The 17,349-nt window shown below is 42.6% G+C and carries 17 protein-coding genes; 10 read left to right on the top strand and 7 right to left on the bottom strand.

From position 1 onward, the window contains the following. Nucleotides 1-62 precede the first annotated feature (62 nt). Genes C0V70_RS14170 through C0V70_RS14160 form a run of 3 tightly spaced genes read left to right on the top strand, consistent with a single transcriptional unit; the run spans nucleotide 63 to nucleotide 3,143 of the window. Complete coding sequence (locus C0V70_RS14170; RefSeq protein WP_102244519.1) at nucleotides 63-1,817, top strand: bifunctional alpha/beta hydrolase/class I SAM-dependent methyltransferase; 1,755 nt, start codon at nucleotides 63-65, stop codon at nucleotides 1,815-1,817. Next, nucleotides 1,804-2,793 (top strand): class I SAM-dependent methyltransferase, encoded by a 990-nt coding sequence (locus tag C0V70_RS14165; RefSeq protein WP_102244518.1) that lies wholly within the window; start codon nucleotides 1,804-1,806, stop codon nucleotides 2,791-2,793. The genes C0V70_RS14170 and C0V70_RS14165 overlap by 14 nt, the downstream gene beginning before the upstream one ends. Then, entirely contained in the window at nucleotides 2,790-3,143 is a 354-nt protein-coding gene (locus C0V70_RS14160) for a hypothetical protein (protein ID WP_102244517.1), read from the top strand. The genes C0V70_RS14165 and C0V70_RS14160 overlap by 4 nt, the downstream gene beginning before the upstream one ends. Here C0V70_RS14160 and C0V70_RS14155 read toward each other — a convergent pair whose 3' ends face one another. After that, the gene (locus C0V70_RS14155; RefSeq protein WP_102244516.1) at nucleotides 3,144-3,731 is read right to left on the bottom strand and encodes a CDP-alcohol phosphatidyltransferase family protein; all 588 of its coding nucleotides are present in this window, start codon (nucleotides 3,729-3,731) and stop codon (nucleotides 3,144-3,146) included. It abuts the gene before it with no gap. Next, nucleotides 3,731-4,399, bottom strand: a complete 669-nt coding sequence (locus C0V70_RS14150; RefSeq protein ID WP_102244515.1) for an acyltransferase — start codon at nucleotides 4,397-4,399, stop codon at nucleotides 3,731-3,733. The genes C0V70_RS14155 and C0V70_RS14150 overlap by 1 nt, the downstream gene beginning before the upstream one ends. 36 nt (nucleotides 4,400-4,435) lie before the next feature. On the opposite strand from C0V70_RS14150, the gene C0V70_RS14145 reads away from it, so the two are divergent. Then, nucleotides 4,436-5,800, top strand: coding sequence for a cytochrome P450 (locus C0V70_RS14145; RefSeq protein ID WP_102244514.1), 1,365 nt, complete (start codon nucleotides 4,436-4,438; stop codon nucleotides 5,798-5,800). On the opposite strand, the gene C0V70_RS14140 is transcribed toward C0V70_RS14145, so the two are convergent. Then, complete coding sequence (locus tag C0V70_RS14140; RefSeq protein ID WP_133566597.1) at nucleotides 5,797-6,471, bottom strand: lysophospholipid acyltransferase family protein; 675 nt, start codon at nucleotides 6,469-6,471, stop codon at nucleotides 5,797-5,799. The genes C0V70_RS14145 and C0V70_RS14140 overlap by 4 nt on opposite strands. Before the next feature lie 20 nt (nucleotides 6,472-6,491). Here C0V70_RS14140 and C0V70_RS14135 point away from each other — a divergent pair, with 20 nt between their 5' ends. The 6 genes from C0V70_RS14135 to C0V70_RS14110 all read left to right on the top strand — a co-directional run bounded on the left by C0V70_RS14135 (nucleotide 6,492) and on the right by C0V70_RS14110 (nucleotide 12,861). Further along, entirely contained in the window at nucleotides 6,492-7,061 is a 570-nt protein-coding gene (locus tag C0V70_RS14135) for an energy transducer TonB (RefSeq protein ID WP_102244512.1), read from the top strand. Between the two features lie 157 nt (nucleotides 7,062-7,218). Next, on the top strand, nucleotides 7,219-7,908 hold the full coding sequence (locus C0V70_RS14130; RefSeq protein ID WP_102244511.1) for a hypothetical protein: 690 nt from the start codon (nucleotides 7,219-7,221) through the stop codon (nucleotides 7,906-7,908). A 71-nt stretch (nucleotides 7,909-7,979) separates the two neighbouring features. Then, on the top strand, nucleotides 7,980-8,789 hold the full coding sequence (locus tag C0V70_RS14125; protein ID WP_102244510.1) for an SDR family NAD(P)-dependent oxidoreductase: 810 nt from the start codon (nucleotides 7,980-7,982) through the stop codon (nucleotides 8,787-8,789). Then, on the top strand, nucleotides 8,789-10,219 hold the full coding sequence (locus C0V70_RS14120) for a TldD/PmbA family protein (protein WP_102244509.1): 1,431 nt from the start codon (nucleotides 8,789-8,791) through the stop codon (nucleotides 10,217-10,219). Before C0V70_RS14125 ends, C0V70_RS14120 begins: the two co-directional genes overlap by 1 nt. Further along, complete coding sequence (locus C0V70_RS14115; protein ID WP_102244508.1) at nucleotides 10,219-11,550, top strand: TldD/PmbA family protein; 1,332 nt, start codon at nucleotides 10,219-10,221, stop codon at nucleotides 11,548-11,550. Before C0V70_RS14120 ends, C0V70_RS14115 begins: the two co-directional genes overlap by 1 nt. A gap of 3 nt (nucleotides 11,551-11,553) precedes the next feature. Then, a complete protein-coding gene (locus C0V70_RS14110) occupies nucleotides 11,554-12,861 on the top strand; it encodes a sensor histidine kinase (protein WP_102244507.1) in 1,308 nt (435 codons plus the stop codon). On the opposite strand, the gene C0V70_RS14105 is transcribed toward C0V70_RS14110, so the two are convergent. From C0V70_RS14105 to C0V70_RS14090, 4 genes are read right to left on the bottom strand one after another with little or no spacing between them, the layout of a single operon-like run. Beyond that, nucleotides 12,862-13,731, bottom strand: coding sequence for an ABC transporter permease (locus C0V70_RS14105; RefSeq protein ID WP_208107727.1), 870 nt, complete (start codon nucleotides 13,729-13,731; stop codon nucleotides 12,862-12,864). It abuts the gene before it with no gap. Beyond that, nucleotides 13,731-14,810, bottom strand: coding sequence for an ABC transporter permease (locus C0V70_RS14100; protein WP_102244505.1), 1,080 nt, complete (start codon nucleotides 14,808-14,810; stop codon nucleotides 13,731-13,733). The genes C0V70_RS14105 and C0V70_RS14100 overlap by 1 nt, the downstream gene beginning before the upstream one ends. Next, on the bottom strand, nucleotides 14,807-16,342 hold the full coding sequence (locus C0V70_RS14095; RefSeq protein WP_102244504.1) for an ABC transporter ATP-binding protein: 1,536 nt from the start codon (nucleotides 16,340-16,342) through the stop codon (nucleotides 14,807-14,809). The genes C0V70_RS14100 and C0V70_RS14095 overlap by 4 nt, the downstream gene beginning before the upstream one ends. Further along, nucleotides 16,342-17,343, bottom strand: coding sequence for a BMP family lipoprotein (locus C0V70_RS14090; protein ID WP_102245510.1), 1,002 nt, complete (start codon nucleotides 17,341-17,343; stop codon nucleotides 16,342-16,344). The genes C0V70_RS14095 and C0V70_RS14090 overlap by 1 nt, the downstream gene beginning before the upstream one ends. Nucleotides 17,344-17,349 lie beyond the last annotated feature (6 nt).

Raw genomic sequence — 17,349 nt, 5'->3', positions numbered from 1 at the left:
AACCTCATATTTTTAAAAGCTTTGCCGAGAAGTCTGCAAATAAATTATATCGGAGAGGGTGCATGAGTAAAAGGGTAGAAAAAATATCTAGTTTCAAAACGTTCGACAATGTAGATCTTGTTTACAGAGCATGGGAACCAGAAGTTAAAAAAGACGGCCCGAAAAAAGCTCTAATCGTGATCCACAGAGGGCATGAGCACTCTGGACGTTTAATTGATCTGATCGACGGTATTAATCAACCTGAATTTTATGCTTTTGGATACGACTCTCGCGGGCACGGAAAATCTCCGGGACCTCGCGGATACGCACCAAGCTTCGCTCACATCGTCAAAGACTTGGATACATTCGTTAATTTCATTTCAAAAGAATATGGAATCGAAATGCAAAATATTTTTGTGGTGGCAAACTCAGTTGGTGCTGTTGTTTGTAGTGCGTGGGTGCATGACTATGCTCCACAAATCCGCGGTATGGCCTTAGCCGCGCCTGCCTTTCAGGTGAAGCTGTACGTTCCAGCGGCCCTTCCAGGATGCCGTTTACTGGATGCAATTAAGCATCCGGCCTTTATTTCTAGTTATGTAAAATCAAAATTCTTAACACACGATCCGGAAGAGCAAAAGAAATACGACTCTGATCCACTGATTACTCCAGATATCGCAGTTAACATTCTTGTGGGCCTTTTTGATACAGGTTGCAGAGTGGTCAGCGATGCAGGAGCGATTCACACTCCGACAATTGTTTTTTCTGCCGGAAGTGACTGGGTTGTAAGCAATAAACCACAAAAACAATTCTTCGACGGCTTAAGCTCGAAGAAAAAAGAATACATCGTGCTTGATGGTTTCTATCACGGTGTTCTTTATGAAAAAGATAAAAAAGTTCCATTTGGACACATTCACCGTTTTATCAATGAGTGTTTTGCCGCTCCAGTTGAATCAGTAGACTTAGTAAGAGCTGATAAAGAAGGTTACACATTCAATGAATACGAGCAGCTAAAAAAAGGTGAAGTGAGTCTTTTTAACAAAATCAATTATATGATTCAGGTTGCTTCAATGAAGACCCTGGGATCACTGGCCGAAGGTATTCGCGTTGGTTACAAATACGGATTTGATTCAGGGATCTCTCTTGACCACGTTTATAAAAATAAGGCGAGAGGATGGCTGGGAATCGGGCAGATTATCGATTACTTCTACATCAATGCTGTAGGTTGGAAAGGGATCCGCGCTCGTCGTGTGCACATTCGTGAAGCTCTGGACTACGCTATCCAGGATTTAATTAAGCAAGGGCGCCCGGTGCGCATTATGGATATTGGTTCTGGTCCAGGTCGCTACCTTTTGGAGACGGCTAAAAAATATGAAAAGAATGATGTTAAAGTTCTTCTTCGCGACTACAGTGAAGCTAACGTAAACGAAGGAAAAGCAATCGCAAAAGAACTTGGAGTCACAAACTCTGAGCATATGCAGGCGGATGCTTTTGACCCGGAGACATACCAAAAACAATCATTCCGTCCAAACATCCTGATTGCTTCAGGATTGTTTGAACTTTTCCCAAGCAATGAAATGGTTAATAAGGCCATCGAAGGAGCGAGTGCGATTTTAGAGGATAAAGGTTATATCGTTTATACTGGTCAGCCTTGGCATCCGCAATTAGAGATGATCGCTCAAACTCTTCCAAACCGCGAAGGTGAAATGTGGGTTATGAGAAGAAGAACACAAAAAGAAATGGATCAGCTTTTTAAGCGCGTAGGGGCCAAGAAGATTGATATGAAGATCGACCAATGGGGAATCTTTACAGTAGCGACGGCGACTTATGACAAAAAATAAAGAACTCGAAACCTATTTCAGCTTAATGCTTGCGAGCGGCTCGACGGCCTTGTACAACTTCGTACAGGAGAATGAACTGTTTAAAGGCTACAAAGTAGGAGTAAGTTTTTCGGCAAAAGATTTTGCAGACAAGCACCAATACAAAATGATTCCAGCAGAAGTCCTTTTAAACTCGCTGGTGTCGCTGGGGCTTTTAGAAAAAAAGAATGACCAGTATGAGCTGGCATCGGTGATGGAGCTTTTATCTGGCAACTATAAAAATTTAAGTGCCGAGTACTGGGCCCATCTTCCAACGCTTTTAAAAACGGGGACTCCTTTTAAGAGAATGGATGCCGTTGCTGACAGTGAAAAAGAGTACCAGGTACAGGTCAAATCCCTTGAATGGATGATGACTCCTTGTGCGGAACTCATGGTGGAAATGCTGGCAAAAACCAGAGCAGACATTAAGACGAAAAAAGATTTAGAAGTCCTGGATGTCGGAGCTGGGTCTGGGGTGTGGGGATTTAATTTCCTTTACCAAAATAAAGACGCCAAAGCGACGCTGGCGGACTGGCCTGCCGTTTTAGTGGTGGCGAAAGCGACTGCTGAAAGAAAAGGGATTAAAGACCGCGTGACAACAATTGAAGGGAACTTTCATGAGAGTGTGTGGCCGGAAGATAAATTCCACTACGCGACTCTTGGAAACGTCACTCACATCTTAACAGCTGAAGCGAATAAAACTCTTTTTAAAAAGATTTATAAAGCGATGAAGCCCGGCGGTGAGCTGGTTATCCTGGACGCCTACGGTGAAGTGCCGGAAGGTGAACTCGCTCGCGCTCTTTATCAAATGGGTCTAACGATCAGAACGATTCAGGGGAGAGTGTTTCAACCAAATGAACTTAAACCATGGTTGGAAGAAGCTGGTTTTAAAACATTTGAGTTCCATTCATTGAATGTTGTTCCACGCTCAATGGGAATGCTGGTCGCTAAAAAATGAAAGAACAAAGTCAGACGATTCCTATTTTACTAATACTGGTTGCCGCTATCTTTGGAGCAGCGGCCCAGTATTTTTTTAAACAGGGCTCAATTCGTTTGATGGAAGTTTTTATCCTGAAAAACTACTACCTGATTGCTGGGCTTATTAGTTTTTGGATTGTCCTGGCCCTGATCCTGATGTCCTTTCGTTATGGCGGAAAAATGATGGTGGTATATCCCACCTATGGGACAACTTATATTTGGGGACTGCTTCTGGCCCATTACATCGACAAAGAAGCGGTAAACCCCGTTCAGATCGCTGGTATTTTCGTTATCATCTTAGGGATTGGTTTAGTTTCTTACCAAAGATAATTAGATCGATTTTCTCGTCCTGTTAACCAACGTTGCAACTAAGAGAAACATTACAATCGTCAGGATCGTCGAGTAGAGTCCCTCGTTCTGCATTCCTGAACCAACCATAATGGCCATCACACCAAAAATAAACGCGCGATCGCTTTTTCCAGAAGGGCCGGCATAACAGCGAGGTTTGCCATTTAATAAGGCGGCAAGACCGATGATTTCAGAAAGGGCCGAAAGTAAAATGATAAAATGAAGAAGAGGGGCATTGAAAAAAGGAAGTGCAGTAAAAGAGTAATAGAGCACACCATCAGAGAGCACATCGGTAGATTCGTTAAGAATCGCCCCGAGCTTTGATTGCATATTATGCTCTTTGGCGAGCATTCCATCGATGGCATTTAAGGCCATGCGAAGAAAGAAGAAAACCGGAAAAAGAAAGAACCATACTGGGCTTGCGAGGTGATAAACCAAGGCCCCTAAAAAAACCGAGAGAAGACAGGTGAGGATCGTGACTTGATTTGGAGTCACTCCCATGGCCGCAAGAAAAACCACAACCGGGCGAAGAAGATTTTGAAACTTTGGTTTTAAATCATATATTGTCATTAGACTTTCACATCCGGGCTTACCGTATTCGGTTTATCGCGGTTAATAGAAAAGAGGCTCATGGCCTGGACTTGTGTCCCTGGTGCGATGTTTGTTCCCGGTCCCATTTTTGTAAAGGCGCCAATAAAACTAAAACTTCCGATCTTGATTGTTTTTACATAGACAAAAAAACGTCCATTCTTCACGCGCAGAAAGTGAGACGACATGTAAGTGTTGTGTCCGAAAATAACAAAGTCGCCAACGTCCATCAAGCTTCTGTCATTGATGATTGTTCCTGGAGTCCAGAAAACATTCTTTCCAATCTTGCTTCCCCATGCGCGAAGCCAGGCACTGTACATCCCTGGAAGATAAAAGAGCAGTCTTTCTAGTTGAGGAAACACTAAGTAGATTTGCTGAACGCGAAGAGAGAATAACCATGGTGAAAACATATGCTCTTCCAGGCCGATATAAGATCCGCCTTCTTTCATCGGATAAATCCCCAGGACAACCCTTTGAATGAGAAGTGGAAGCAGGTAAGGAGTGAGCGCGAACTTAACGAAGTAGAAAAAGTCACCCGTTTGGACAAACTTCACGAAGAAGTAGACCATTAGGGAAAAGAAGATCAGTGGGAAAAAATGTTGAAGGCGCTTAAAGAGTAAATTTAAGATAAAATCTTTATTGATAATCATATTTTTAAGTATAAACGAGATTCAGGATTGTGTTTTATGGATAAAAAATTGCCTGATTTAAAAAACGAATCAAAGAAGGCCTTCACTCCTGCCCGCGACCCCTTTTTTGGTTTTATCACCGGGCATGCTCTGAGTTTGAGAAAGGGCAGGCTGGATTTTATGTACAAGAGCTTTCTTGACCATGGAGATTTTCTCATCATGTTCATTGGGAAAAAGAGAACTCTTTTGGTTAATGATCCAGCAGGACTCAAGTACGTTTTCTTTGAAAATGCCAAGAACTACCCTAAAAATACTCCTGGTTACCAGCGCGTGGCCGAAGTCCTGGGACAGGGAGTTTTCACCGATGTCGGAGAAGAATGGAGGCGAGGAAGGAGAGTTATACAGCCCATCTTTAACCCGAGTAAATTCGATCATTATTTTGGTTTGATTAACGAAGAATCTAATCAATTGGTCGAGAGTCTGGTAGGGGCAGTTGACGAAAAAGAAGTGAATTTTAGTTACTGGTCAACTCGTTACGCTCTTCATGTCATTGGCAGAAGCTTACTAAATGAAAGACTTGAAGAAAGTTTTAATATTATCAGCCAGAAGCTCTCCGAGCTGATTGATCTGACAGAAAAGAAAATGACGAGGATTTTTCCTTTTAAAACCCCTAAGGTAAAAAAAGAAGATGCAGAATTCACTCTGGCCTTAAAAATTTTGGATGAGGAAATAGAAAAAGTTATTGTCCGCGAAAAAGAAAAACCGCGCACAGGAGCACAGGGGAACTTTATCCACGCCCTTTTAGATTCATCAGAAAAATTCAGCGATAAAAAAATTCTCTCGCAAGTAAAGACTATGATTTTTGCCGGGCACGAGACATCGGCCAACGTCATGATGTGGGGATTTTATTTTTTAATGAAGTATCCTGAATGGCAGGACAAGATTTATGCTGAATTAAAAGAGCACGATTTTAAAATTGAAAGTGAAGAAGAAGTAAAAAACTATAAAAACGTAAACCTTTTTTTAAATGAAGTTCTGCGCATGCGCCCACCTGCCTGGTCATTTGGCCGCCTGGCCGTCAGCGAAGATCAGATTCATGGAGAGAAAGTCTTCCCAGGTGATCTTATTTCTATTTCACCGTATTTGATTCAGCATCATCCAGACTATTGGGAGAAACCAGAAGAGTTTAACCCTTACCGTTTTCAAGAGGAGCCAAAACCGCTGACCTTTATTCCTTACGGAGCAGGACAGAGAGTGTGCATGGGGGAGAGACTGGCCAATTTAGAAATGGCGACGATGTTTTTAAAAGTCCTGTCGAAATTTAAAATTGAGGCCCTTGAGCCTAATCTGCATATTGAAATGAATGCGCAGGTTTCATTGAGACCGCAAACAGCAGTGAAAGGAAGACTCATTAAGCGCTAAGTGTTTTCGGAGTTTTCTAAATCGAGAACGCTTTGGCGGACAATTGATGTGATTTGAGAGAGTGAGAGTTCAGCGACGTTAGGAATAAGAATGGGTTGCCCCACGATAACTTTAGAGTCGTGAGGAATAATCACGGAGTCACCTTTTGGCATGGCCTTCCCTAATCCTTGCATATAGATCGGTACAAAAGGAACATGCGGGTGTGTTTTTAAAATGTAGGCAATTCCATTTTTAAATTGCCCCATGATTTCAGGTTCTCCACGAGAGCCTTCCGGAAAAAGCAGAATCGACTTTTTTTGAGACAGAGCTAAATGAATCGCATCCATCGACTTTTCAAAATTTTTAAGCCCCTTGCGCTCAATAAGAATTGTATTGAAGAAAAATTCAAAGAAACCTCTGGCCCATGGGCTTTTGCCGAAATAGTCGTTGGCGGCAATCGGGTGAGAGTCCAGGTGATGTTTCATCGGAACCATAGATAAAAAGGCCGCGGTATCGAGGTGGCTGTTGTGATTGGCCACAAAAATACATTGTTCATAATGGGGAAATTTTTTTGAATGGGGGAATGAGATTCCAACAAATAAACGAAGAAAGTTTTTTAAAACAATCTTAAAAAGAAAAAAGTGAATGGTGTACTTCAAGTAACGCTTCATCATCGTTTTACAGTTTAGCACAATATTGGTATCAATCCTCCATGCCAAAAATAACTTATTCCATCATTCTGGCGGTGGGAGTTCATATTATCGTCCTGCTCTTATCGGGTTTATTCTTGAGTAAGGATTCCTGGCGCGAGCGCAACCTGATAGATATTCAATTTACTTCTTCAGGTGGTGGATCAAGGCTTTTTCCTGATCAACCTGTCGTGAAAAAAGCGACGGGCGTAAAAACAGAAAAGCCGATTGCTCTTGGGCAAGAGAGTGCTTCTGCGGCCGCTGCTTCAAGTGGTGGAGCTTCGGCCGTAACAAATGAAGCTCATGGAAGCGCCGAGGGCCCAGGATCAGGCGGAGGTTTTAATGAATCAGTCACTAGTTTCAGCGAGCCGGATTACCCACGATTGGCCGTGAAAAGAAGCCTTGAAGGTCAGGTTAAACTTCGAGTGAATGTTTCTTCAGAAGGCCTTCCCGAAAGCACCGCAATTCTTGAAAGTAGCGGCCACGACATCTTAGACCGCGCTGCTTTAGAGGCCACGAAAAAGTGGAGATTCCAGAAGAAGGGTTACCCTTACGCTGTAGAGAAGAATATTGTTTTTAAACTTCGCGGATAACGAAACTAGATTTCAGTCATTTATCAGTGTGAGACTTTGTGCGTCACCCTAGGCAGAATTAACTTCTTCTTACAGCTCTTTCTTAACAAAAGATTTATTAGACAAACAGCTCTTCAGCGGAGATATTGCACGCACCAAATTCTAGGGGAGGTACTCAATGTTTAAGTCGTTTTTCATTGCGAGCTTTTTATTACTAAGCACTGTTTCTTTCGCACAGGAAGTAGATCCAGCTCTTGTGATCTCTAGTGTAGAAGTTCACCAAGTTGAAACTCCAGATGACAAAGCAACTGTAGAGCTTCCTAAAGTTCCCACAAACCCAATTGATGAAGTGGCGATGTACCTTGATGGTCTAATTGCTATCGGAAAAAAAATCTGGCCGATCATCGAAGCGGGAAGACCGGTTATTACAACTAATGGTCTGATTCCTTCTTTAAGCGTTCTTCCACACATTGAAGGAAGTGCAGCTAAGACAGAACTTTATCAGATGGCCAACTGGTCAGCACCTAAAGCTGTCAGCTACCGTGTATCTTACAAAAACCTGTACGGAAGTGAAGTGATTGGCTTCACTTATACAGTTTTCTTCCAATACAACGGTTCGTATAAAGGAAACGGAAAATACATCACAAGTCTTAAGGTTCAAGCAAGCCAGGTCTATGCAGCTTGGGGATTTAACTTCGATGCCAATTCTGAGTTAGTAAACGTGGCAAACGTTGGTAGCGAAGAAAACCCAGTGGCCTCTGCGATTATTCAAATTTCATACAAGGCCAAAGGGCTTTTAAACGAAATGAGAAATTCAGAGAGCTTCTATGTTGATGGTGCAGGAACAATGCAATTACTAAACCCATAATTCCTTTATCAGGGATTTATAATAAGGCGAGACTTAGTCTCGCCTTTTTTTTTCAAAGAGATCGAGTTCTGATGAAAAATTTTGAAAACAAAAAAGTTCTTATCACAGGTGCAGCTTCCGGAATTGGAAAGCTTATGGCCGAAAAACTGGCCAAAAGAGGCGCTGTTGTTTTTGTCGTTGATATGAATCTTGAAGCCGCTCAAACTGTAGTGAGCTCGATTAAGTCAAGCGGCGGTAAGGCCCATGCCTTTTTTGCAGATGTCTCAAACCTTGAAAGCCTTAAGAAATTAAAAAGCGATATCTCTGCTTTAGGACTAGGGCTTGATGTCCTGGTTAACAATGCCGGAGTTGTCTTTGGTGGAGAGTTTGAAAAACTTCCCCTGGAAAAACACCTGACCACATACCGAGTGAATGTCGATGGTCTGGTGGCCATGACTTATTTGTTCTTTGATGACCTGAGAAAAAGCAAAGACGCCAATATCGTCAACCTGGCAAGTGCTTCAGGCCTCATCGGTCTTCCTTATGGAACGACTTATGCTTCTTCAAAGTGGGCGGTGATTGGTTTTTCTGAATCTCTTCGCCTGGAGCTTTTGGAGAGAGGAATTGAAAACGTCCACGTGACAACGGTGTGCCCTAGTTATATCAGCACGGGAATGTTTGCCGGAGTGAAAGCTCCTATGCTTCTTCCATGGCTTAAGCCGGAAGCGATCGTTGAAAAAATCATTCATGGAATTGAGAAAGACTGCGCCTTTATCAAGGAGCCTTTCGTGGTGAAGTGGGTGGACTTATTAAAGGGGATTTTACCTCTTAAAATTTTTACATTTGTTAATAAACTTCTGGGAGTCTCGACAAGTATGACTCACTGGAAAGGGAGAGCTTAATGAAACTGCAAGAGATTTTAAAAAATCTTTCGGACTTAAAAGCGGATTATATTTCGCTTCGTGAAGTTCACACTAAAAATTTATCAATGAGCGTGCGCAATGAAGTTTTTGAAGGACTAAGCACATCTGAAGACCATGGTCTCATGGTGGAAGTGATGATGAATGGCCAGTTTGCTTATGGGGCGACAAACTCATTTGAACTGGAAGACATTAGAGAATGCGCACTAAAAGCTAAAAACGCTGCTCTTGAAGCCAGCCGTTTTAGTCTTTCAAAGTTCACTCTCGATGAACGCCCAGCGACTGTTGGTGAATACAATAGCCCGGGTAAAAAAGGACTAGAGAGTTTTAATCCAAAAGAGGCCACAGAGCTTTTAATGGAAATCTCAAAGACGATGAAAGTGCATGATCACATCATCAATAGAAGCGCTTATATGCAAGTAAGCGATATGCAGACTCACTTTGTGGCAACTAACGGCGCAGACATTAAGCAAAACATCAACCGTTCAGCGGTGGCGATGAGTGCTGTGGCCTCAAGTGAATTAGGAAACCAAAGAAGAAGTTTTGGTGATGACCAAAGCACTCAGCTGGGAATGGAAAACTGGAACAAAGAAAGACTTCTCACTCATGCAAAGAGAATTGCAGACGAAGCTCTTGAGCTTCTCAATGCAGAAGAGTGTCCAACTGAGACGATGGACCTGCTTTTAGCTCCAGACCAATTATACCTTCAGATTCATGAAAGTATCGGTCACCCGTTAGAGCTTGACCGCATCCTGGGTGACGAAAGAAATTACGCTGGATGGAGTTTTGTAAAACCTGCTGACTTCGGAACATTAAAATACGGTTCACCTCTAATGAACGTTACATTTGATCCAACTGTTCACGGACAGTTTGCAAGTTATTTTGCTGACGATATTGGAAACAAAGCAACTCGCGAATTTTTGATTAAAGATGGAGTTCTTTTAAGAGGACTGGGAAGTTTAGAGTCTCAAAAGAGACTGAATCTTCCAGGTGTCGCCAGCCAGAGAGCGACTTCGTGGAATAGAGCGCCGATTGACCGCATGGCCAACGTAAACCTTGAGCCGGGAACATCGTCACTGGAAGAGATGATCAAGTCTGTGAAGCGTGGGATTTTCATGCAAACAAACAGATCGTGGTCAATTGATGACTACCGCAATAAATTCCAGTTTGGTTGTGAGTACGGCCGCCTGATTGAAGATGGAAAACTAACAAAACTAGTGAAGAATCCTAATTACCGCGGAATTACAGCTCCATTCTGGAACCAGCTAAAAATGGTAGGGGACAAATCAACGTTCGAAGTTGGTGGTCTTGGAAACTGTGGAAAGGGAGAACCAAATCAGGTGATCTTCGTAGGGCACGCAAGTCCAGTTTGTCTATTTACTAACATCGAAGTTTTTGGAGGAGGGAAATAATGAAAGCTCTTGAATCCTCATATTTAGAGATTTTTGCCAAACAAATTTTCAACGATCTAAAAAGCGATGAAGCATTAACATTAAACTTCACGGGAGAGGAAACACTTTTCTCAAGACTCTCAAAAGCCAAAGTGCGCCAGGTGACGAATCTTCAGCAGGCCTTTATTGATTTTGTTTTTGTTAAGGGAAACAAAGTCCTGACTTTCAATATGCCTTTTAGAGCAAACGAAAGTGATGTCACTTTAGCTCTTAAAAAATTAAACCAATCTCGCGAATGGATTGCGGCCCTGCCGGAAGACCCTTATCTTGTGCGTCCAAAATTTTACGGAGTGACTAAAGAAGAAAACTTAAATCAGCTTCCAAATAATGAAGAGATGATGGGGCAGGTTTTAGATATCGCCGGTAACGTAGACCTGGCGGGAGTTTTCTCAAGTGGAGACGTTGTTCGAGCCACTATTAACTCTGAAGGACAATTCCACTGGTTTAAAACAAGAAACTTCTACCTGGATTACTCGCTTTATAATGACAAACAAAAAGCGGTGAAGTCGCTTTATGCTGGTTCAGACTGGGATAATACTGAACTAAAACGTAATATTAAAGATGCTGAACATAAGCTCTCATTAATGAACCGCGATTCAAAGAAAGTCGCACGTGGTGATTACCGTGTTTACCTTGCTCCTTCAGCGGTCAACGAACTGCTTGGGACTCTTTCATGGGGAGGCGTTTCGATGTCTGCTCACCAGCAAGGGAATGGCTCTTTAAAAGACCTGTGGCAAGCAAAGAAAAAGATGTCTCCAAAGTTTACACTAAAAGAAGACTATTCACTTGGTCTTGCTCCACGTTTTAACGACGCTGGAGAGGTGAGCCCGGCAGAATTGATGCTTATTGAAAAAGGTGAGTTTAAAAATTTCCTGGTTTCAACGAGAACGGCGAATGAATACAAACTTGAATCAAACTTCGCTTCTGATTGGGAGTCGATGAGATCTCCGGTTATTTCAACAGGTGATTTATCACGTGATGATATCTATAAAGAGCTGGGCACAGGTCTCTACCTTTCTGACCTGCACTACCTAAACTGGTCTGACCGCGAGACAGCTCGTGTAACCGGAATGACAAGATACGCTTGTTTCTGGGTAGAAAATGGAGAGATCGCAAGTCCGATTGAAGATTTACGTTTTGATGAAAGTTATTACTCAATGTTTGGAGACGCTCTTGAGAGAATTACGAACTTCTCAGAGATCAGCCCTTCGACAGGTTCATACTTCCAGCGCGATGTTGGTGGAACAAGAACTCCGGGGCTTCTGCTTTCAAACTTTAAATTTACTTTATAAGGTATGAGTTTAAAAAAGTACGTCCTCGATTTCTACCTGAGTTTTTATGAGCTGATCGCTCATAAGAGAATTCAGAAAAAAGATATCTCTGAAAGATATATTCACGCACACCTGGTGTCGATGTTGACCACAGGTGTGCTTATGTGGTCGTACGCCTTTGTTGCCTGCTTTACTATTTCAAATCCTATCCCTGGGATTGTGGGAATTATCGCCAGCTCTATTCATCTTCTCTCTCCGTTTCTTTATTTAAGAAACAATAATTATATGTTTAACACCAACGTCATGATTGGCGCAGGAATCATCCACCAAATGACTTTTGCCTATTTCACCGGTGGTTTTGACAGCAATGTTTTAATCTGGTTGGGAATTCTGCCGATGCTTGCAGGAGTTATGGCCGGAAGAAAAGGAGCGACTCTTTGGGCAATTATCACGACATTGTCTATTTTTGTTTTTATGTTGCTAAAATTAAGCGGTTATAAATTTCCATTTATGATTTCAGAGATGGGACTCGTTGTTGCTCAGGCATTGATTCTTTTTGGATGGGTTTTTATCGCTTCAATCGTTATCTGGGTTCACATCTTTTTAGTTGAACAGAATGCCAGCATGCTGGAAGCAGCTAAACAGAGGACACAAAACCTGGTGAACGTATTAAGTCATGATATTTCAACTCCTCTTTCAGTTATTATCGTAAAGCTTAATCAATTAGTGAAATCTCCTTTAAATGAAGCTCAGTTGAGTGCGACCACTAAGGCCCTTAAAGCCTCAGAGAGAGTCCAGGAAATTACTGATTCGATTAAAGAGTTGCGTTTGACGGAAATGGGGAAAAAAGAAATCACTTACAGTGAAGTCATCATCCGCGAATTGATTTTAGAATTAAAAGACATGTTCTCAGAGAAACTTGAGCATAAAAATTTAAAATTCCATTGGTCGGCCGGAAGTGAAGTGTATTCATTCTCTTCGAGTAAAAGCCTTCTTTTACACCAGATCTTAGGTAATTTACTTTCCAATGCAGTGAAGTTCTCTGAGCGAGATAACGAAATTAGATTGCGTGTTTCTCGTGTAGAAAACTTTATTCAGTTTATTATCGAAGACAGTGGCCTGGGTATTCCTTCTGATATGCGTGAGACGGTGTTTGAGGCCAATCTTTCGCGTTCATCAATGGGAACAGATGGTGAAATTGGAACAGGTTTTGGTCTTCCGATTGTCAAAGGTTGTGTGGATAGGCTTGGAGGGAAAATTTCTTTTGAAAGCCGCACGGCCAGTGAAGGTCCATCTGGCACGCGCTTTAAACTTCTTTTTCCGATTTCTTAATTATTTTCCAAGAGCACTTGGAGCTGTTGTCTTCTTCATTAGTCCCACGAGTACAATCAGAGTCAGGATGTATGGCAGAGTTGCCAGAAGCTGAGAAGAGATGTGGATTTCAGGACGTCCACCGATGTAAACCACCAGGGCCTGAGAGAATCCAAAAAACAAACATGCAAATAAAGTTCCTACCGGATTCCATTTCCCGAAGATCATCGCCGCTAGAGCAATGAATCCTTGTCCGGAAATAAGTGTCGGGCGGAAGTTGGAAACGATAGCGATTGAAAGACTTCCTCCGCCGATTCCAGCAAGAAGTCCTGAAGCCAGAACTCCGATATAGCGGTAGTATGAAACCTTAATCCCGGCAGCACCAGCGGCCTTTGGGTGTTCACCAGCGCTAATAAGTCTTAGTCCCAATGTCGTTTTATTAAAGGTAAACCAGATAAGGGCCGTCGCTAAAAATGCCAGGTAAACAGTCGCGTATTGGCCAAAAAACACAGGGATCTTTTTTTCCAGATCAAGCGGCGGAGTCATGCTTGTTCCATCAAAGAAAATACGACAGAAGAACACAGCAAGCCCACTTCCTAAGAAGTTAATCGCCATTCCTGAGACAACTTGGTTGGCCTGGAAACGAATGGAAGCAACTGCATGGAGAATACTTAAAAGAAGTCCAGCAATTCCACCGGCAATAAGACCCAGCCAAGGGTTTCCTGTTGTGATCGCGACCCATGAAGCGGCAAAAGCTCCAAAGGTCATCATTCCCTCAAGACCGATGTTGATCACTCCTGATTTTTCAGAAAGCACACCACCTAAGGCCGTAAAAATGAGCGGAGTCGAATACATTAACGTTGTTGAAAAAAGAAAGAGAAGATCACTCATTAGTTTTTCCTCCACGCTTTAGTCACAAAGTTAAAGATGCTTGGAATCGCAATAAAAAAGATAATCGCACCAATCATGATGCCGATAACTTCTGAAGGAGCTTCAAGAGTTGATTGGATTTTTTGTCCTGAGTACTTTAAGGCCCCAAGGAAAAATCCAGAGAAAAGAACGCCCACCGGATGGTTTGATCCGATTAAGGCAACGGCAATTCCGTCAAAACCATATCCTTCATGAGCCGCAAGGACCGCAACGTTTTTTGAAACTCCCATCACGTGAGTGGCACCTGCAAGCCCTGAAAGAGCTCCGGCGATCATCATTGATTGAGTGACTTTTAATTTTGTACTGATACCTGCGTATTCGGCAGCGTTCGGGCTAAAACCCACGGCCTTAAGTTTATATCCAAAGGCAGTTTTATTCAGGATGACCCAAACTAAGACCACACAAATAAGCGCGATGAAAATACCGGCATTAACAGGTGGTCTCATGAAAGAATGCCAGAACTCGTGGTTAGCTAGCCATTCCATTCCTGCGTCACTCATTTTCCATTTATCTAAGATCCCGATGCTACTTGAGTCTTTAATGAACTCTGTCGTTTCAGTATCCGGACGTCTGAAGCCTGGAATGAAGACAGCGTAGTTTGAAAGATAAAGAGCGATCCAGTTAAGCATGATCGTTGAAAGAACTTCATGCACACCAAAGCGCGCTTTTAAAAATCCACTAAGGCCTCCGTAAAGTGAAGCGATCATTGTTGCGAGCATCATCACCAGGGGAACTTGGATCCATGGTGAAAAATCAAAGTGATAACCAAAATAAGTCGCCGACAATGCACCAATAACAAATTGCCCTTCAGCTCCAATATTGAATAGTCCTGTTCTAAAAGCAAAGGCCACAGAAAGACCAGTCAGGATCAGGGGAGTTGAACGGATAATGATGTATGAAATGTAGTTTGGTTGTGAGAAAGCGCCCTCCCACATAACCTGATAAGCTTCAAGAGGCGAGATGCCCGATAGTTTTAAGACAAGGCCACCAACTAAAAGACCTAAGACAACAGAAAGGATGCTGATGATAAAGTTTTTCATACAGGTTTTCCTCCTGCCATATAGAGTCCGATGTCTTCTTTTAAGTGTGGATTGTTCTTAAGTTTCTCGCCAGAAACTTCTGCCCATAGTTTTCCTTTGTGGATAACCCCGATGCGATCAGAAAGGTTGATGATTTCATCAAGCTCATAAGAAATCAGAAGAACAGCTTTTCCTGCGTCTCTTAGTTTAATCAACTCCAGATGGACGTATTCAATCGCTCCAACGTCCAGACCTCTTGTTGGCTGAAAAGCAATCAGGACATCCGGATTGTGGACGATTTCACGGGCCAGGATGATCTTTTGCTGGTTTCCACCTGAAAGGTTAACTGCTTTTGCTTCACAGTCCGCTGGCCTGATATCGAAGCGGGCAATCAGTTCATTAGAAAAACGAGTGAGTTCACTGCCAACAATAAAACCCCAGTTTGAAAATGGTTTTTCATCAATACGTTGAAGCACACAGTTTTCTTTCACTTTGAAATCCATAACCAGACCCACGCGCTGGCGGTCTTCTGGAATAGTTCCAAGTTTTTTATGATAGATTTTTTTAGGACTAAGCCCGGTGATGTCTTCACCGTTGATCATGACTTTTCCGCTTTGGATTTTGCGAAGTCCGGTTAAAGCTTCAACCAGTTCACTTTGTCCGTTGCCGTCGATTCCGGCAAGACCGGTAATCTCTCCACGGCGAAGTTTAAAACTAAAGTTTGAAACCACCGGGAAGTTTTTCGTGTTGACCACGTTTAGGTTTTCAATTGAGAAGACGATGTCATCTGTTGGGATTGCATCAGTCTTAGGGACTTTTAAGTCGACTTTTCTTCCAACCATTTTAGAAGCGAGTTCTTCTTCGCTGGTCACTTTTACATTTACAGTTTCAATGTAAGCACCTTTTCTGATAATCGTGCAGCGGTCGGCGATTTCTTTAATCTCATGAAGCTTGTGAGTGATAATAATGATCGTCTTTCCCTGGGCCTTAAGATTTTTAATGATACGGTAAAAATCTTTAATCTCCTGAGGAGTTAAAACGGCCGTTGGTTCATCCAGGATGATGATCTCTGCGTTTCTATAAAGCGTCTTGATAATCTCAACTCTTTGTTGAGTTCCCACACTGACGTTTTCAATTTTTTGGTCGAGGTCTAAATCGAAGCTGTAGGTCTTGATGATCTCTTCGATTTTTTTGCGGGCCGTTTTGTAATCAATCATGCCCAGGAAGTTTCTTGGTTCAATCCCCAGAATAATGTTTTGAAGAATGGTAAAAGGACGCACTAACCTGAAGTGCTGATGAACCATTCCGATTCCCAGAGAGATGGCGTGAGCAGGGGATTCGATCTTAATCTTTTGCCCGCGCACGAACATTTCGCCTTCACCCGGATCAGGTTGGTGTTCGCCGTAGATGGTTTTCATCAACGTTGATTTACCGGCACCATTTTCGCCGAGAATTGCGTGTACCTCGCCGGTTTCCACCGAGAGGTACATGTTGTGATAGGAGATACAGTCCCCGAAACTTTTTGTGAGGTTCTTAAGCTCTAGTGCCAGCATTATTTAACAGTCTTGGCAAAGCTTACGAAATTTTTCTCAGTCGATGGAACTTTGATTTTTCCGTCGATGATTTGTTTTTTGATTTTAGCTACTTCTTCCAGAAGAACAGCTGGAACCATCTTCGAAGTTGTTGGAGCGATATCAACAGCACCGTCTTTTAGACCGTACTCGATAGTTGTTCCACCTTTGAATGTCCCTTTGTTTAAATCGGCCACAACGTTGAAGATGGCCGAATCAACTCTCTTCATGCTTGAAGTGATAACGTTCTTTGGAGCAAGGTAGTTTTGGTCGCGGTCAACACCAACTGCCATTTTGTTTTTTTCTTTAACGGCTTCAATAACCCCGTCACCAACTGCACCAGCAGCGTGGAAGACAACGTCAGCGCCTTTTCCGATCATTTGGTTCGCGATCGCTTTTCCTTTAGCTGCATCAGTAAAAGATTCAGCAAATTGTTCGATGATGTTAATTTTTTTGTTGGCGAATTTCGCTCCGGCCTTAAATCCGTACTGGAAGCTATGGATGATAGGAACACTCATCCCACCGATGAATCCAATTGTTCCGGTCTTGCTCATTTTGGCAGCGATGTAGCCGGCAAGGAAAGAGCCTTCTTCTACCTTGAACATTACACCGATAACGTTCGCTGGAGTTTTAGTGCCGTAAGAGTAATCGATGACTGCGTACTTTTGTTTAGGATTTTGTTTGGCTGCGATTAGGATTGCGTCGGCCATTTTAAAACCGATACCCCAGATCAGGTCATTTTTAGCATCGTATAGAGTTTCAAGATTCGCAGGATAATCTGCATCTTGCTTAGATTCCTGGTAACTTACTTTGATTCCCAGTTCTTTTTTTGTTTTTTGTAGGCCTTCCCAAGCTGATTGGTTGAAAGATTGATCATTTACGCCCCCAACATCGGTGACCATTCCAACCTTAAGTGGCGCAGCGTTAACTGTGTTTAGTGAACAAAGTAAGACAAGTGAGAAAACGACATTTTTAATTCTCATGAAACC

It is taken from the genome of Bacteriovorax stolpii (assembly GCF_002872415.1).
GTDB classification, from domain to species: Bacteria; Bdellovibrionota; Bacteriovoracia; order Bacteriovoracales; family Bacteriovoracaceae; genus Bacteriovorax; species Bacteriovorax stolpii.
The sequence above is the reverse complement of the archived record's forward strand: the minus strand, read 5'-3'. Positions and strand labels throughout refer to the sequence as shown.

What these genes read in the sequence shown, in the direction of transcription:
- C0V70_RS14170 (WP_102244519.1), top strand. Translation starts at nt 63, where the DNA reads ATGAGTAAAAGGGTAGAAAAAATATCTAGTTTCAAAACGTTCGACAAT.
- C0V70_RS14165 (WP_102244518.1), top strand. Translation starts at nt 1,804, where the DNA reads ATGACAAAAAATAAAGAACTCGAAACCTATTTCAGCTTAATGCTTGCG.
- C0V70_RS14160 (WP_102244517.1), top strand. Translation starts at nt 2,790, where the DNA reads ATGAAAGAACAAAGTCAGACGATTCCTATTTTACTAATACTGGTTGCC.
- C0V70_RS14155 (WP_102244516.1), bottom strand. Translation starts at nt 3,731, where the DNA reads ATGACAATATATGATTTAAAACCAAAGTTTCAAAATCTTCTTCGCCCG.
- C0V70_RS14150 (WP_102244515.1), bottom strand. Translation starts at nt 4,399, where the DNA reads ATGATTATCAATAAAGATTTTATCTTAAATTTACTCTTTAAGCGCCTT.
- C0V70_RS14145 (WP_102244514.1), top strand. Translation starts at nt 4,436, where the DNA reads ATGGATAAAAAATTGCCTGATTTAAAAAACGAATCAAAGAAGGCCTTC.
- C0V70_RS14135 (WP_102244512.1), top strand. Translation starts at nt 6,492, where the DNA reads ATGCCAAAAATAACTTATTCCATCATTCTGGCGGTGGGAGTTCATATT.
- C0V70_RS14130 (WP_102244511.1), top strand. Translation starts at nt 7,219, where the DNA reads ATGTTTAAGTCGTTTTTCATTGCGAGCTTTTTATTACTAAGCACTGTT.
- C0V70_RS14125 (WP_102244510.1), top strand. Translation starts at nt 7,980, where the DNA reads ATGAAAAATTTTGAAAACAAAAAAGTTCTTATCACAGGTGCAGCTTCC.
- C0V70_RS14120 (WP_102244509.1), top strand. Translation starts at nt 8,789, where the DNA reads ATGAAACTGCAAGAGATTTTAAAAAATCTTTCGGACTTAAAAGCGGAT.
- C0V70_RS14115 (WP_102244508.1), top strand. Translation starts at nt 10,219, where the DNA reads ATGAAAGCTCTTGAATCCTCATATTTAGAGATTTTTGCCAAACAAATT.
- C0V70_RS14110 (WP_102244507.1), top strand. Translation starts at nt 11,554, where the DNA reads ATGAGTTTAAAAAAGTACGTCCTCGATTTCTACCTGAGTTTTTATGAG.
- C0V70_RS14105 (WP_208107727.1), bottom strand. Translation starts at nt 13,731, where the DNA reads ATGAGTGATCTTCTCTTTCTTTTTTCAACAACGTTAATGTATTCGACT.
- C0V70_RS14100 (WP_102244505.1), bottom strand. Translation starts at nt 14,810, where the DNA reads ATGAAAAACTTTATCATCAGCATCCTTTCTGTTGTCTTAGGTCTTTTA.
- C0V70_RS14095 (WP_102244504.1), bottom strand. Translation starts at nt 16,342, where the DNA reads ATGCTGGCACTAGAGCTTAAGAACCTCACAAAAAGTTTCGGGGACTGT.
- C0V70_RS14090 (WP_102245510.1), bottom strand. Translation starts at nt 17,343, where the DNA reads ATGAGAATTAAAAATGTCGTTTTCTCACTTGTCTTACTTTGTTCACTA.